The organism is Maridesulfovibrio ferrireducens (genome assembly GCF_900101105.1).
Taxonomy (GTDB): domain Bacteria; phylum Desulfobacterota; class Desulfovibrionia; order Desulfovibrionales; family Desulfovibrionaceae; genus Maridesulfovibrio; species Maridesulfovibrio ferrireducens.
In genome coordinates, this window is record NZ_FNGA01000002.1 from 295,549 (window position 1) to 312,008 (window position 16,460).

Genomic DNA, 16,460 nt, shown 5'->3' on the forward strand with positions numbered 1-16,460 from the left:
TATGAAATCGCGTTGATTCCTTTTTGCCTGAAAAGAATTTCCACTGTGGAACGATTAACGAAAAACATGTTCTTTTAACTTTACAGAGAGTATGCACTATGAACACCTTTTTACACCAATTCGCCAAAAGTAACGATTGGCTAACGAGCAAAAATTCTTTCTCCCTTATCGCCGGCCCCTGCAGCCTGGAAAGTGAAGAACAAATTCACTCTACAGTCCAAGAGATCGCAAAAAATGGGGTTGATATGATCAGGGCCGGGATCTGGAAACCCAGAACTAATCCTGGTTGCTTCGAAGGGATAGGAAAGGGGGGACTTAAGTGGCTCAAGGAAGCTGGCAATGAAGTAGGACTGCCAGTAACGTGTGAAGTTGCTACTCCCGAGCATGTGGAAGCGTGCCTTAAGGAAGGCATTGACACTCTCTGGATCGGAGCAAGAACCACAGTAAACCCGTTCAGCGTTCAAGCAATTGCAGATTCCCTGAGTGGAGTAGATATTCCAGTCATGGTCAAAAACCCCATATGTCCCGAACTTGCCCTCTGGATAGGGGGAATCGAAAGATTGTACCGGGCTGGTATCACCAAAATATCCGCAATCCATCGTGGCTTTTCCACCACGGAAAAAGATGCCTATCGATACTCCCCGGTATGGGAAATCCCGCTTAAGTTGAAACAAAAACTTCCCGACCTTCCTATCATTTGCGATCCCAGCCATATTTGTGGTAAACGTAATCTTATAGAAAACGTGGCGTTAACAGCACTCGCATATGGCTTCGACGGCCTTATGCTGGAGTCTCACGTCAATCCGGATAAGGCCTTGAGTGATGCCAAGCAACAGCTCCTCCCCGCACAACTATCAAACCTGATAAAGAATCTCAAAGCAGCTAAAACAGCTGACAAAATAACACGCAGGCTAAGCGCTAAACAGGATAATTAATAATCTAAAGGCAGTATGCAATGAATCAAAACATGTGTTTTTCAAGATTCGACAATTCCAACTCAAATGAAGTTTTTTTAGCCATTGAATCAAAGCAGGGACTGAACTTCTCTCAGTCCCTGCAGAATGTTTTGGGCCGCTACAAAGAAGTGCTGCAGCAAGAAGGTCTAGACGATAACAGCGAAATTTTCCTGAGATTCCATTTAAGTGACATAACCAATCAGTTACCTATCCTTAAGGGAACCATTCAAGACATCGAAGACCGCAGCTTTGTCAGCATCATTGGACAGCCTCCTGCCCGCGGAGGCAAAATCGCGCTGGAAGCATATCATATCGATGCCCCAGGGAGGTTGCGCAAGCTCGAAAGAACCCCGAACACTCTTACCGTCCGTCACGGAAATTACTGCAGCCAATGGATTAAAGGCCAACTTGCACGCCCGGAATCTTCCTACCAGCAAACACACCAGATATTTGCACATCTTGCGTCAGAAATTTCAAAATACGACGCAACAATACTCGACAATATTATCCGGACATGGATATATGTACGGGACATAGATAACAATTATCAAGGAATGGTTGACGCCCGTAGAGAACTTTTTGATATTATCGGGCTGACCAAGGGAACTCATTACATAGCTAGCACGGGCATTGAGGGACTGGGATGCAATGTTTCTGATCTGGTCAGCATGGACTCACTGTCCATTACCGGACTGGCTCCTGAACAGATAACATTTATAAACGCTCCAGAATACCTTTGCCCCACCTATGACTACAATGTCACCTTTGAACGGGCTACACGTGTAACATACGGTGATCGTTCACATTATTACATTTCTGGGACAGCCAGCATTGACAGAGAAGGGAATATCCTTCACCCTGAGAATGTAATAAAACAAGCTGAAAGGACGTTGGTCAATATTGAAGCTTTGCTCCAAAAATACGGAGCGGAGATGAATGACCTAAAAATCCTTGTGGTATATCTTCGCGATCCATCCGAAGCAGGAATTGTAAATAATTTTCTACAGAACGCCCTGCCGAAGAATATCCCGTGGATTATGGTTCGGGGGGCAGTATGCCGTCCCCAATGGCTTATCGAAATTGAAGGCATCGCCATTTCAAAATTTGCGGATTATAGATACGAATCTTTTTGCCATTCTATGTAGACCCAGCAGGAGAACAATTTATGTCGACAACACAAGCACTCACCGGCCCACTGATTAAATCAGGATCCTATGTTGAAAGCCGAGGTCCTGAGCATATTATCACAATGTTTAAAGAATACGACATAAAAAGGTACGCCGTATATGTTGACCACACCACTGTCCCACAGCATATCCCTTCACGTATTGGAAAATACGAATTAGCGGGATTTTATACTTTTGATATCAATCTAGCCGGAGCCTGCATACTCGACAGCACCATACAACTTTTACGGACAGACGCCCCCATGCCCGACTGCGACGGATGGCTTGTGGCTTCCACTTCCCGAGCCTCGGCTTTTTCTCTTGCACATGCACTTCTTGAAACAAACAACTCACATCAAATCATTATTCGTTACTACTCTGGACAAACATCCGAAATAAGCGCGTATATGGACTTCATTTCAGATGAAGCGGAAACCGTTATTAATATAAACCACTATTTTAATCGCAAGTTTCGTATTGTTTTCCCCGTGGACTTGAGATGGAAAGTGTGCGCCTGCGATGGAACCATTGTACGATCAGGACAAGTGATCATTCCTCCGGGAGGTTGCATCTCTTTGAAGAGTGCTGAAATGAACCTTTCCAATTTCAGGGGGTATCTGAAGGTAGAGTGCGAAATTGAAAACCTACAATCCCGAGTACAGCCGTTCATTCATTTTTGGGCAGATTACATTAGTCCTGCGGGGATGTGCCGTAACCATCAGTCCGGATGGTCTCAATGGCCGCCTCACACCGTTTTCAATCGCGGAATTGTCCCGTCAAACCCCGATCTTGAAGCATACACATGCATATATAATGAAAATGACTGCCCGGTTACAGTTAGGGCTCTGCTCCATTTTCATAAAGATGGGCAGGATATTTCTGTTGAAAAGAGTTTGGTTCCGATTCTTGCTGGGCACATGTCCTACCAGAACCTCAATGAATTATTTTCAGATCTGCCGCTTGATAAGACTTCAGGAGCATATGTACTTTTAAGCTGCGATAAACCTTTGCATCGCCCGAACCATTATCTTGTACAAAAAGGAACCTTCATACCTGTTGACACCTACCATCAGACAGGTGGAAGTGCTAGATTCTGGAGCAATTCCACAAAGGTCCTTGATAAACAAGAAATCAAAATCCGTAACTCAGCTAACATGCGTCTTTGGGAAGTAGTATTTCCTCTTCTTGACAAAAGATTTGAAATTGAAACATGGATAGGACTACTGTCGCCGACCACATGCGAACTTACTAAGGTTCTCTTTCGTGTTCTGGATGAAAACGGCAATGAAATTTTCTCAAAACCGGAAAAAATAGGTCCTTCCAGCCCTCAGTTTACGAATTTGAATGAATATATGAGCAAACATGGAGTAGACTTAAGCGGCAAAGGCAATTTATGTATCACACCCGATCCGGAATCAGCCAGAATCAGCCCTAGTTCACCCCCTTTCACTTTCGCGCTTAAACATAAGAATTTTCCTTACCTATGCACTACATTTATAAGCAGTGGACCAGACGTAAACATCCCGTTTTACGTGAATGCGTCACTTCCTAAATCCCGTGAATACTCATATTCCCCGATGCAGGTGAGTGACCATTTTGGCCCGGGAACATTGGATGATGAGTATGATTCCTTATACATAGTGCGGCATCATTCACTGAACAAATCCTATAACACGACCGCAGAATACCATGTGGAAATCTATGATAAAGACGGCAGAATGTATGTAGTGCACCGTGAAGTTGGCCCTAATACGCATGACACTTTCCTGCTGAGTGAGTTGCTGGAAGAAACCCCAATCAAAGGGAAGTATGGTGATTACACCATCTGGTTCAAGAGCTACAACCAATTGCTCAAACCTTATATCGCCCTTTTCCGTAAAAGCGACAAAGCTATCTCTCTTGATGACGGATCGGAAGGAACTCTGCAGACCGAACCGCAGATTGCACAGATCGATCCACATGAATTGCTTTCATACCTTCAGGACCTTGGGTTGGTAAAAAAGGGCTAGGCTATTCCTCTGAAATTAATATAAATTCCGAAGTCCTAATAATTACTCTATCTGATTTGCACACCATGCAGCTAAGATGGAGGCTCGAATGCTCTAAAACAGAAGGTGCACTATGAAAAATTCGGAACCGGTTATTTGTGTAATTGACGGATTGGCTTGTTCAGGGGCAACATTGCTTTACTCCTTACGTCGATTCGATGAAGAATATTAACGGTCAAACTGACCCTAGGGAAAACTTAAAATGTAGTAATCCACCAATGAAAGGTATGAAACTCAAAAAAACTGGAGTAATCGGATAAGGCTGGTCAGGCGTGATATACAGGCGAGCAGATGGTTAGGAGAAGTAACCCCACAAAAATACGATAAAACGGATCTCAGGACCTAGAATGTGTACGCGGAACTATTCTCCAACGTGTTGCACATGCCGCACTTTGGGAATGCTCCATTTGCAACACGTTGGTAAAGATAAATTAATCGGAAAACATTGTAGAGGGATGTTATTTAAGCCAAGGATATTTGATTTTTATTGCTATGCAATTTTTTATTTTCTGGCTGTTGAATTGTTGGATCGAAATAACATCTGGCCAATGAAATTCTTTCTCCAACTTCATCTCCAAATAATCAATCGGCGAATAGTCCTTTATTTTCCAAGAATTTGCATGAAAGACACAGGCGATAAACGCCAAGGCTAAAGGAGATTTGCCGTTCTCAAAATAAACCCCAAATTCTTCTCTTGCGTCACTGTAGTTGTTTATAAATTTATAAGCAGAGATTAAATAATTTGCAGCATTCTTCAAGTCTCTGTCTGCTTTGCTCCTTTGACAAAATGAAACCAGTTTGTCAATTCGCTTATTGCGAAACAAATAGTCTGCAGAATCTAAGAAAACTACCTGAGCATCGCTTAATGTGTCCTTAGGTATTGAAGCATATATTGACAAAACTTCATCAGTGATGCCGATGTCAGCCAATTGAACCAAGACATCATAGTACTTATCAAGCGGTAAAGATGAAGATGCGCCGTTTGTCCATTTTGTTAAAATGATGGCAATTGCCGAATCATGGTACAATCCTGCCCGACCTCTCTGCGGAAATAGCAACAATGGTTTAAAACGACTTAAGCGGTAATCAGACATCTTTTCAGTTAAGTCTGGATTGCCACCTCTGTAACGGCCATTTTGCCAGAAAAAAATGCCATTTTCGCTTAGATGATTTTCAATCCATTGCAAATAGACCCTTACGGTTTCTTTATCCATTTCTGCCAGAGAGGCTTCGTTGATTATCAAATCAAAATTTTTCCGAACATGTTTAATTTCTGAAGGAAAGTAGAAATTAAAGAATGCATTGTTGTTACTGTCGTTAAGCGAGTAGGGCAAGTCCGGAAATCTTTCCGTTAGATAAAAAGCTGCATTTTTTAAATTTTCAAATAGATCAATATCCGTATATGATGCCAATATGTTCTGATCGATCAGCATAGAGGAGACTGCTCCCCAGCCCGCACCAATTTCTGCACAATGTATTTTGCCTTTATGAAGCCCTGCGACTTTGAGTCCTTCCTCGATATAGGAATATGACCCGAACTTAAACAGGTGAGGTACAGATATTTGGGAATCTCCAAGTTTAATGAAAAATGGATTACCTACTTTCGAAAAGTTCATCTTCTTAATTAGATCTGCGTCTAAGTATGCTCCGAATCTCTTCAACAGTGCTATAGTTTCAAGTTTACCTTGCCTAGGACCTGTACCATAAAGAAGGTTATTATCCGACAGCATGTTATGGTACGTTGAATATGAAGCAGTTTTGTCTCGTTCCGCTAATGCCCTATCCCACAAGATTGATTTTTTATTATAAATAGAAGGAGAAACGGTCTTCTCTGCTTCTATGATTTCTTCAAGAATGGTCACGAATTCCTCCATTTACTGCAGATAAGCATTTTAAGTGGCCAGACCACTACCCCAAGATCACAATAGAAACCGAATTCAGAAATCCTTTAGTGACATTCTATAGTCATGATGGTAAATTTTATATATGATTCCGGTGTACGTATAAGCTGATGCGATAAAATAGACAAAGTTTCTTTCCTAAAAGAATCATCATCGTAAGAAAGTGGCACTTCCTTATAACACCCTTAATTTTAAGAAATGATACACCCTTCACAGGAAAAATCAACTTGAATGACTTTTTCGTAAGGGTTGGGCTGCCCCCTCTTAAATTGGGGTAAACTCCAAAGTAGTTTCAACACTTTTAAAGAAGGCTATCCAAACACTTACGCTGTTTGTAACAAAAATACATGTATTGATGAACCTATTTCACAAAAACTTTACAGATTGCTCAGGTAAGGTATGATATTGCTTTGGGAGACTTGTTCGTATATGATTATATGCAAATAAATAATTGCAGATTCAGATGGAGGAAACTCGTGGACAGCTCAAAAAAAATTAGAATAGATCTCTCCGAAAATTGGCGACAAACAGAAGTATTAAAGTCTCTTTCAGACTTACCAATCGGATTTATTGATATTGGAGCGCGTTATGGAGCCCACGATATCGTTACGCCCCTTGGACAGTTAGTTGCTGTCATGGCTTTTGAACCGGACAAGGAAGCAGCGGCTGAATTAAGAACTCTTGCTGAGTCAGACCCGCTAGGACGTCTTACTCTCGTGCAGGAACTGGCTCTTGGCGAAGCCCATGGCTCTGCAGGTCTACATATGACAGCAGATCCTGCAGCGAGTTCACTGTTTGCGCCAAATCCAGCTGTAGTTGAACGCTATAATATTTCGCGAGCCCGTCCAACAGGAAAACAATTGCCTATTACAATTAAACCTCTGGACGAGGTATTGAAGGCCCAGCAGGACAAACAGGCCGCCTGGGGTGAAATAATTAAGCTTGATACTCAAGGTTATGAATTGGCGATACTCAAAGGGGCGGAACAGACCTTACGTACAACAACTGTAGCTTTGTTCATTGAAACTGAATTTCTTCCAATTTATAATGATCAACCGTTGTTTTCTGAAGTTGAGTCATATTTGCGCAGCCTTGGGTTTTCTTTTTTTGGTTTTCATGATGTTCATCTCCGCTCGAAACGCCTTGTCGATAAACGGAATTATCCTTTAGGACGAGAACGACCTTATTGGGCGGACGCTATATTCTTCAAAGACCCAATTGAACAAAGTTCATGGACCTTTTCTAACGATGCTCCACAAACTAATTTCTCTAATACTAATGAACGACAAACAGCCGTTCTAATATTAGCCGCATTCTGTTTTGGATATATCGATTTTGCCTTAGAATTGCTTGCGATACTGCCTTGGCCTCCTGAGAGCCAACAGAGATTGCGAAAGTTGCTCCTAGATAGCATTGCACAACAACCAAAGAACACCATACGCGAGCTTGAGGGGTTGCTGGAAGACATGCACAAATCACCCGAAGACGCTAATCTACTTCTTGGTTTATTTATGGACAAATATCGTTCATACGCTGACTTTGGCGATATTACTTGTCCTCATTTTTCCAAATCGCCCAAATAGATGGCTAAAATTATACCAAAAAATTTGTTGTTCGGATTGTTAGATAACCATTTCATAAATGGAAGGAAAACCAAGAATCACGTAATGGAACTAGGCCCGCGCAATAATTTTAGATATATCTAGACGGCCAAATATAATCGAGGTCAACCAAGTTTGCTGACAGTATCGCAGTTATGGCTTTCAGCCACGTAACCTTCGCCAATCTCTGGTTCATCCAATGGCTGAGCCAGCACATAATCACGTACACGTTCATAATTTATTTGTTCAAAAGAGGACTGAGTATTGTATGCTTTCTCCCGTTTCAAAAAATGAGGATGCTGCCGGACTGAATGGCCAATACTATCAGTTAGCCGAAACGCAACCAAATAAGCCACCAACTGTTCGCAAGCATTGCGGGCCAAGTGCAAGGGAATGTTGTCCACGCTTGCTATGCTGTTAGCCAAAATGTCGACAAATGTATTTATATCATTATGCCATGTTCTGGAAAAAATGGCTTTACGCATGTGGAGGTATGGATTTTGAGAGCCTAGATTGTCATCATGTTTTTGCCGAATCACAAACAACTCGTTTATAAAGCCAATTTTACCCTTTATGACCGCATTTAACATCCAAACGTATTCTGCCGCGAAGTGTGGAAACTGAACGGTATAAGCTTCCTTCGGGACGTTGTCTTTGTAAATTTCAGGATACGTTAGCAAATACATTGTGTTACCAAATAAGTTTAAATAAGCCTCAAATCGCCCCACGGCTTGATCCTGATGATACGGTAGAGTTGGCAGCAAAGCTACCTTTTGATTCTGTGTTTCACCATGAGCGTGCATAAACACGATGTCGCCGTGCACTGCGGTAAAATCCGAATTCTCCTTTAGAAAAGTTACGCACTTATCCAAAGTTTGCGGCACCGGAATGTCGTCGTCAAACGCGGTCATGCAGTAGGTGGTCTCAACTTCTCCCACCCCCAAGGCAATGGCCTGATTTATACTGATTGAGACACTCATACCCGGAGACTTGGGCACTGGCAGGTGCTTAACTTCGTAAAAAAGCTTCTGCCGCGCCAACATTTTACGCGTGGATTCATATGTAGCATAACTGCTGGAATCCATAATCAGAAGGACTCCCTCGAAGCCGAGGGCTTGCAACGCATTAACGTAGCGGTACAGAAAATTGGTTCTTTCTAAAGTAGGAACTATTAGAGTTACGTCTTTGCCGGGCATGGGTATATTCTCCTTTACTATGCCCGGGGTAAGACGGTCAAAACGCAGCCTTCACCAACTTGGACCAATGAAACAAGCTCGCAACGTTTCCCTCAAAAAATACGGGCGTAATTTTTTTGTATGTAATATTGACAATATACATACCATAGGTAATGGTCAAGTTAATCATAGTCCTAGTAAGGACAAGCCTTTGAGGCCGACAACTCTTTAACTTATTGGGAATATTAGACCATGAGCTCCTTACCCATTACAGCCGCTCCAGAGACGGCCTTGGATATTGCCCGCGAGATCTTAGACCGCGTTGCGCGTGGTTGTATGATCAGTTATGCACAGAACTTCGAAGATGTAATTCTGGCTCGGGCCTTTAAAAACCAAGAGAAAGGAATATATATAGATGTAGGCGCATACCATCCGACCAGAAACTCTGTCACAGAACATTTCTATAAATCTGGATGGCACGGTGTGAATATTGATCTGGACCCGGTTAATATGGCTCAGTTTGATGAAACACGCTCCAGGGATACAAATCTATGTTTGGCCGTGAGTTGTAAAGAAGGTTCCGCTATTGCCTATGTCCATGCTGGTTCCTCCCGTTCGACCCTTGCAAAACACATGGGCGACAACTATCGCGCCCGAGGCGTGAACATTGCCGAAAAAGATGTCGAAACCCGCTGCCTGTCCTCGTTATTTGCAGACCTAAAGGGCCAAACCGTGGACTTTTTGAAAATTGATGTTGAGGGAGCGGAAGCCGACGTTATCAACGGTAACGACTGGCGAGCCCAACGCCCTAGGGTCGTGGTGGTTGAGGCCACTTATCCGGAAACAGCTATCCCGAACTGGGATCAGTGGGAAGACGTCTTGCTCTCAGCGAACTACCAATTCGCCTACTTCGATGGTCTGAACCGATTTTATGTCCGTGACGAAGACAGTGCACTGCTGCCTGCTTTTGAACTTCCTCCGAACTATTTTGACAATTTTGTCCGCGCGGACGCGGTTTTCATGGCACAGGCATTAATAAAACAGTCAGTGGCTATTTTGGATGTATAAGAATGGAGGTTATCAGGATATGAATCGCGTCATTAGCACTCCACTATTGGAATGCCGCGCTTGTGGCGGCAAAATTTTGCGGCCTTTGATAAACTTGGGCGAGCAGCATTTAACAGGAAGATTTCTTAAGCCAGACGACGAGGACCCGCCAGTAGGACCGCTGGACCTTGTAATTTGCGAGTCTGACCAACACTCCAAAGGTTGCGGCCTGCTACAGTTATCGCACTTGTATAATCCAAGCGAGATGTATGGCGCTGAATATGGCTACGCGTCTTCGGTGACCAGCACCATGCAAGAACACCTATACGATTTAGCTGGCTACGTGGCCGGCTGGGCCAGACTTGAAGAGAGTGACGCGGTCCTAGATATTGGGAGTAATGACGGAACCCTGCTGTCAGCCATGGCCACGCAATGTGGTTTCCCAGTGGGTGTAGACCCTTCAGCTGCCCAATTTGCGGACCGATACCCGGACAATGCACAATTAATCGTGGATTTTTTCTCTGCTGAAGCAGTGCGCAATGCTCTGAGTGCTGATCAAAAATTCAAGATCATTACCTCTATCGCAATGTTCTACGACATCGACACACCGTTAAAGTTCATGCAGGAGATTAAGGAATTGCTCTCCCCTAATGGAGTATGGCTGACCGAACAAAGTCATGCCCGCGCCATGTACGAGCGATTGTGTTATGATTCCATCTGCCACGAGCACGCGACCTATCTTACCCTGCACGCCATGATAGAAATGGGTAAGAAAGCTGGTCTGCGACCTCTAGACGTTCGTAGCAACAACATTAATGGAGGCAGTTTCTCAGTACTCTTCTGCCGCGCGGACAGCTCTCGGCACCAACCAAACAGCTTCTCCCTGAACAGGATGTTGACGTACGAGAATGACCATCATTTAAACAATTTTGAGGGATGGGCCAGTTTCTCTGATAAAGTTATGGCTCATCGAGAACGACTGCGTAACTTTCTAATAACTGCCAAGGAGCAAGGCCGTAAAGTGCTTGGCTATGGCGCGTCGACCAAAGGCAATGTACTATTACAATACTGCGGAATTACACCGGAATTATTGCCAGCCATAGCCGAACGGGATCCGCGCAAATTTGGTAAGGTTACACCCGGAACGAGGATTCCAATCATATCCGAAGCCGAGGCTCGGGCTATGGGGGTTGATGTGTTTATAGTCTTCCCATGGCACTTCCGGGATGAAATCATACAGCGTGAACAAGCCTTTTTGGCCAGTGGTAAAACGCTCCTGTTCCCGTTGCCGGAATTCATTTTAGTGACGTCCTGAGACAATGCCGAGCATGACTCTTTTTCCCGATAAAGTCCTGATCACAGGAGCCACCGGACAAGATGGACGGCTGGCAGCCGAGATCTTGATCTCCGCGGGGAGCCATGTCATTGGTATCCAGTGCCTCGGCCGCTCTAATCCCAAGCCGGACCATCCGATTACTGAATGGTATTGGTGGGATTTTCGCGACAGAAAGACACTGGAAGACATCTTAGATGCGACAAAACCGAATGCGATTCTACACTTAGCCGCGAACCATCATCAATCAACACACTCCAGCATAGACGCGATCGCGGAAGGCGCTGCAATGATGGACACTAATCTGGGATCAGTGATGACACTGGTGCCAGCGATTATGCGTGTGACACCCAAAGCAATGCTAGTGGCCGCAGGATCATCACAGATATTTGGTAAGGGGACAATAGAAGGATCGCGGGTGAATGAAACTACCCCCCCTAATCCCCACAACTCCTATGCCTTGGCGAAGGACCTCGCGCGGAGGTTTATCGCCTTTCATAGGCGTCATGACGGGTTCAGAGGGGCCACAGCAATTCTGTTTAACCACGAATCTCGCTATCGATCAGATCTTTTCGTGACACGAATCATCAGCAAACATGTAGCCTCCTTGGTACGCGACTCGGCAGGACCTCTCCAATTAAAAAACATTGGTGCCCGAGCGGACTGGTGCGCGGCCCAAGACGCTGTGTTGGCAATGCTGACTATGACGAGCATGAAAACTCCACGAGATTACATAGTATCATCAGGCAATGATACGGCGTTAACGGAGTTACTAGAACACGCCTATGGTGCAGTGGGACTTGACTGGCGGAATCATGTAAAAGGCTTGTCGAACAAGTCCACTCCATATTTAGTGGGAGATAACAACGAAATCACATCAGATCTGGGCTGGCGCGCCACCACAAGCATGAGAGATGTCATGAGGGACATGGTTCAGCATGACCTTGCGCTTCTGGAAGCGACAGGTGATCCAGGCTGAATTTTATGAGCACGAAAAGGCTAACAAACCACGTTCAGCTACTGGTGCTCAAAATAAGGGTCGCGATAGAGACCACCATTTCGGATGTCCCCCGCACGGAACTCCTACCTTGGGTCGTTAGCATGGATGCATAGCTTTAAACTTAAGAATCCAACATCTGACGAGCACCCCAAATGTTTTCCAATTAATTCGAATTTTTTGGCCTCGGCGATGTAGCACCTTGTGCCAATAACGAACCAGATCATCGTAAGTGATGTGATGCCCAACCATGTACAGCTTAAGAGCAAAGCCATTGGCACGATGTTTTCTATCGTGATCTACGGTCTGCCTGACAATTTATAGGGAAGACTTGAACAAAGGCGTTAAGCAGGTTGTGGGCAATGTGAACTCGACAATATCCCTGTTTAAAACCGATTCCGAATTGTCGCTTTTCAATGCCAAGAAGGTAACCAAGGTTGCTGTGGAACTTGATCGGTGCCTTTTAGAAACCTACGAAGACATGCTCCCAACTGACATCGCTGACGATGTCCACGAAATATTCCAAAGCTTACTAGATCGCTGAGAAAGCGAATTGCTTCAAATTGATATTGAAATCCCAAAACAAAATCATCTGCATAACTCAGAATGATTATGATTATGTCACTTTTAGCCAGCTTTTGCCGCCAATGATTTGCAAATTAGTCCAGCACATAATGCAGGTATATCTTCGCCAAGAATGGGATATTACTGTTCCTTATGGCGAACCTACTTCTATACGTAGCCATTTACCATCTTCTGAGACTCCGGCTCGAAGTCATTTCCGTATTAACCGGAGAATCCTTTTATAGGCAATCCGGTGCTTAAGAAAACGAATCATCCATTCATGGGAAATGGTATCAGAGAACCCTTGAATGTCCACATCCAGCACCCAATTTACTTTCCTTTTCTCTGGACCAACTGTGAACGCAGAAAGAGAATCATGTGCTCCTCTTTCTGCTCTAAAACCATAAGAAAAACCTTTAAAATCAACTTCATGATAATTAAAAGCAACTTTCCAACTGCGTGCTGTACGATCTTATCCTCCAGCGAGGCTATACCTATCGGCCGTTTTCGACCGTCATATTTTGGAATGCATATCCGCTTAGAAGGCTTGGCCCGGTAGGTGCTATTATGCACTTTTCTATGTAAACATTTCAAATTATCCTGAAGCTTTATTTCGCGAAAGCTGTATTCAAGCACATTAACACTCACATGATGCAAAAGGGTCGTGAATTGTGCTCTTTTATCCCTAAGAGCAACTTCTCGCACACGCTGCAGACCGATCAACATGGCTCCCCGACTCTTAGTTCGGACCTTAGCCTCCTGCTTCGTGTTCCCCTTGATTGACCGCCTTTCCTCCATATCTTCCGCCGATAGTTTTCCATTACCTTTGTTCAGCGACTTCTTAGGTACGCTGCAATCATCCGACTTCCCAAGTACATTCGTGTCTGGCTTATAACTTCCAGCCTTCCCGGACCGTCCATCTATACCATTTAAAGAAGGACCCCTTGGGGCCTCCCAGTTCCTGCACAATGAGTTTCCGCACGTGCACACCGTGGGATCCTCAACAAGCTTGCGCATAGCGCTTCCCTCGGTGTGGCCTTCCGCTTCGCTTAACAACGTCGGCATCCAGATGATTTTATTTCGCAGCTCAATGGCTGGCCCGTGCGTACCCCTGTCAACGCTTCACCGTAAGGCTCTTTCATCCTCAACTCCTTGCCGATTTTAACCAGCGCACTAACCGTCACATCAGCCCCACCTTATCAGGCACGTTTTCAGTATGGACTATCAACAATAGTTCTTTGACACATACTGCAGCAGGAGGGCTTTAAGGTCGTCTTCATTTTGGGTATGAGGTCACCGTCCAAATTTGTGGCAGATGATATATGATCGACAGCCGCTTCATACCATTCATAGTGCCAGGCACGCTCCTATTGTGAGTCTTCCCGTATGAGTACCCGCCACACTGAAGCAGAGCCTTGGGATGAAAACCGCGAATATGGTTCCGTCGTTGACCAGCAAAGCAGCCTTGCTGCGATACAAGAGAAAGGTATTGCCATGCCAACCGCGCAGCCCCCTAAGATCAGATTTCTCAGCTGATTCTTTGATTTTAAACTCATCCAACAATTTCTTGGTGCAGCCCATGTATAACATGGTTACTTCTTGTAAAACATAAGCCTACCCCCGCTTCCGAAAAAGAATAACCTTACCACCTTCTCCACTATCACCAAGCATATCAAGAGCACAGCGGGCAGCTTCCTCATCACCGTGCATATAACGTAAGGCCATAGCGGGAACTTTCCAGCCCATGACATCCATAAGAGAACGAAGATCAAAGGCCTTTGCCAATTCGGTGGCCACGGTATGTCGAATTGTGTGAAAACTGATGCGGTCTACCGTCTGTCTCGCCCTTCGTTAAACCCAAGATTTTTGGTTACACCGGCAAATACAGTGGGAGCTTCATTATAAGGAAGCCCCCTGCTGTTCAAGAAAACCTTTTCTATAAGGTTAGTGCGCTGCAATTCGGATATGAGCTCCGCAAGCGGCCCTGAAATAGGGATACGCCTTGATTCATGTTCAGAGTAATCACAAGTACTGCCAGTCAACATTAAATACTCAGGGGTTACTTCCACCCATTTTCGGTGCGTAGCAGATGGCAGGTTCAAAGCTATACTGGAACCCCACATAACCCTGACTTTGTTTCAATTTACAGCTTGGTGCTGATGCTTGAAGAATGTTCTATAAACTTTATCAATCCACTCGATATATTTGAAGAAATATATTCATTAAGATAGACAAGCATCAGCACAGGCGTTATCGCATGCGAATATTTGATTCTAAAAGAGAGGCAACAATGATACGCGCTTTGTTCAGATTGATGTCATACGCCATTGTCGTAATCAACCTGCTTTCCTGTGGAACTTTCCTGTACATAATAGCCCCCTACACTTCTTATTTCTTTTTCAACGACCTACGGTTCTGGAAATACCTGAAATATTATCATAAATACTATTTTTATTCGGCTGCCTACATCTGGGGTCTGCTAAGCCGGGAGCAGGGATTGATAAAAACGGTTTTACCTCTGACCTCGCCTCCCATGGACCGCCCCGACCCAACCCTCTTTCGTCTCTCCAAACAGTGGACTCTGCCTGAAGATAGCTGCGGAGAATGTAACCGCTGCTGCACGTTCATTGTAGACTGCTGCTTTTTAGATACATCCGGCAATAGATGTTTGTGCTACGGCAGCCTCTTCTGGAAATACTTCAACTGCGGAAGGTTCCCGTCTTCTCAGGCGATGTTGAACTATTGCGAATGTCCCAAATTCGAAACACGAGGTTAACGATGGACAAAAGTTTATTAAAACAACTCGATGCAATAATCTCATCAGTCATACGGGGGGATTACTCCCAATCAGTTGAGATGGATCGAATGCAGGATAATAAAAAATATACGCAGGATGAAGTCCGGTTCCTGGAATCTCTCGGATTTATGTCCGTTAAATTGGAAGCCAGAGAATTCGTACTAGAAGAAACAATAGAAGGCCTGAAATCCAGAAATGCAGAACTACTGGAAGAGAAAAAAAAGAATAACCTGTTTTCAAATATTTTTGTAAGCCTGTTCCTTTCCGTTTCACTATACATTTTTCTGATCTTTCTTGCCGATAAACTTAATTACGAAAACAAGAACTCGGCAAGAATCGTTGAAGCAATTTTCCTAATGGTAAGCATTTTCATCATCCGCAAAAGTGGTTTTTCATTTTCATTCCTTGGGGTGACCCTCGATGGGGCCGTGGAATCCATCCGTCGCATGCTGCCCGGCACCCTCATAACTTGTGTAGCACTCATCCTGCTCAAAGTTTTTTTCATCATGTTCTGGGGTAAAGAAATGGGCAACGATCTTTTTGTCATGGACAATTTTAATTTGCTGTTCGCTGTATATCTCCCTGTTGCGGCACTGCAGGAATTTATTGCCAGAGGGGTGATACAAACTACCATTGAATCTGTGCTGGACAAACCCTACGCAACCCTCCAGGCAATCCTCACAGCATCGGCTCTTTTCGGGCTGGTGCACATCCAGCTTTCCGTGGGAATAGCCTTTGCATCCTTTGTCTGCTCACTATACTGGGGATATTTATATACCCAAAAGAGATGTCTGGTAGGTGTCAGCATATCCCATTTCATGATTGGCGGTCTGGCATATGTGCTGGGTTTCTGGGACTACCTTTACATCATTTAA

General features: G+C 44.3%; 15 protein-coding genes. 9 read left to right on the forward strand and 6 right to left on the reverse strand.

Features of this window, described 5'->3' with window-relative positions; translation table 11 throughout:
• Nucleotides 1-98: 98 nt before the first annotated feature.
• From BLT41_RS06130 to BLT41_RS06140, 3 genes are read left to right on the forward strand one after another with little or no spacing between them, the layout of a single operon-like run.
• Complete coding sequence (locus BLT41_RS06130; protein WP_092159344.1) at nt 99-935, forward strand: DAHP synthetase I family protein; 837 nt, start codon at nt 99-101, stop codon at nt 933-935.
• A gap of 20 nt (nt 936-955) precedes the next feature.
• Entirely contained in the window at nt 956-2,101 is a 1,146-nt protein-coding gene (locus BLT41_RS06135) for a Rid family hydrolase (RefSeq protein WP_092159346.1), read from the forward strand.
• A gap of 20 nt (nt 2,102-2,121) precedes the next feature.
• Nucleotides 2,122-4,131, forward strand: a complete 2,010-nt coding sequence (locus tag BLT41_RS06140) for a hypothetical protein (RefSeq protein ID WP_092159348.1) — start codon at nt 2,122-2,124, stop codon at nt 4,129-4,131.
• Nucleotides 4,132-4,628: 497 nt separating this feature from the next.
• Here the strand turns inward: BLT41_RS06140 and BLT41_RS06145 are convergent, their stop codons facing one another.
• The gene (locus BLT41_RS06145) at nt 4,629-6,032 is read right to left on the reverse strand and encodes a putative sugar O-methyltransferase (protein ID WP_170830316.1); all 1,404 of its coding nucleotides are present in this window, start codon (nt 6,030-6,032) and stop codon (nt 4,629-4,631) included.
• Nucleotides 6,033-6,547: 515 nt separating this feature from the next.
• On the opposite strand from BLT41_RS06145, the gene BLT41_RS06150 reads away from it, so the two are divergent.
• Nucleotides 6,548-7,654, forward strand: coding sequence for an FkbM family methyltransferase (locus BLT41_RS06150; RefSeq protein ID WP_170830317.1), 1,107 nt, complete (start codon nt 6,548-6,550; stop codon nt 7,652-7,654).
• 143 nt (nt 7,655-7,797) lie between these two features.
• On the opposite strand, the gene BLT41_RS06155 is transcribed toward BLT41_RS06150, so the two are convergent.
• A complete protein-coding gene (locus BLT41_RS06155; RefSeq protein ID WP_092159354.1) occupies nt 7,798-8,868 on the reverse strand; it encodes a TIGR00180 family glycosyltransferase in 1,071 nt (356 codons plus the stop codon).
• 231 nt (nt 8,869-9,099) lie between these two features.
• Here BLT41_RS06155 and BLT41_RS06160 point away from each other — a divergent pair, with 231 nt between their 5' ends.
• From BLT41_RS06160 to BLT41_RS06170, 3 genes are read left to right on the forward strand one after another with little or no spacing between them, the layout of a single operon-like run.
• A complete protein-coding gene (locus BLT41_RS06160; RefSeq protein WP_092159356.1) occupies nt 9,100-9,915 on the forward strand; it encodes an FkbM family methyltransferase in 816 nt (271 codons plus the stop codon).
• A 19-nt stretch (nt 9,916-9,934) separates the two neighbouring features.
• Nucleotides 9,935-11,209, forward strand: a complete 1,275-nt coding sequence (locus tag BLT41_RS06165) for a class I SAM-dependent methyltransferase (RefSeq protein WP_170830318.1) — start codon at nt 9,935-9,937, stop codon at nt 11,207-11,209.
• A gap of 13 nt (nt 11,210-11,222) precedes the next feature.
• Nucleotides 11,223-12,206 carry a GDP-mannose 4,6-dehydratase gene (locus tag BLT41_RS06170; RefSeq protein ID WP_170830319.1) on the forward strand — a complete coding sequence of 328 codons (984 nt, stop codon included), beginning with the start codon at nt 11,223-11,225 and terminating at the stop codon, nt 12,204-12,206.
• Nucleotides 12,207-13,118: 912 nt separating this feature from the next.
• Here the strand turns inward: BLT41_RS06170 and BLT41_RS06180 are convergent.
• The 4 genes from BLT41_RS06180 to BLT41_RS06195 all read right to left on the reverse strand — a co-directional run bounded on the left by BLT41_RS06180 (nt 13,119) and on the right by BLT41_RS06195 (nt 14,833).
• Nucleotides 13,119-13,586, reverse strand: coding sequence for a reverse transcriptase family protein (locus BLT41_RS06180; protein ID WP_139167335.1), 468 nt, complete (start codon nt 13,584-13,586; stop codon nt 13,119-13,121).
• A gap of 549 nt (nt 13,587-14,135) precedes the next feature.
• On the reverse strand, nt 14,136-14,378 hold the full coding sequence (locus tag BLT41_RS17825; protein ID WP_092159366.1) for a DUF6933 domain-containing protein: 243 nt from the start codon (nt 14,376-14,378) through the stop codon (nt 14,136-14,138).
• Nucleotides 14,379-14,402: 24 nt separating this feature from the next.
• A complete protein-coding gene (locus BLT41_RS06190) occupies nt 14,403-14,585 on the reverse strand; it encodes a hypothetical protein (protein WP_170830321.1) in 183 nt (60 codons plus the stop codon).
• Nucleotides 14,586-14,617: 32 nt separating this feature from the next.
• Nucleotides 14,618-14,833 carry a hypothetical protein gene (locus BLT41_RS06195; protein WP_092159370.1) on the reverse strand — a complete coding sequence of 72 codons (216 nt, stop codon included), beginning with the start codon at nt 14,831-14,833 and terminating at the stop codon, nt 14,618-14,620.
• A 212-nt stretch (nt 14,834-15,045) separates the two neighbouring features.
• Between BLT41_RS06195 and BLT41_RS17425 the strand changes: the two genes are divergently transcribed.
• Together BLT41_RS17425 and BLT41_RS06200 are read left to right on the forward strand one after the other, a co-directional pair.
• Nucleotides 15,046-15,564: a hypothetical protein gene (locus tag BLT41_RS17425; protein WP_170830322.1), complete on the forward strand. Its 519-nt coding sequence runs from the start codon at nt 15,046-15,048 to the stop codon at nt 15,562-15,564.
• 2 nt (nt 15,565-15,566) lie between these two features.
• Entirely contained in the window at nt 15,567-16,460 is an 894-nt protein-coding gene (locus BLT41_RS06200) for a CPBP family intramembrane glutamic endopeptidase (RefSeq protein WP_170830323.1), read from the forward strand.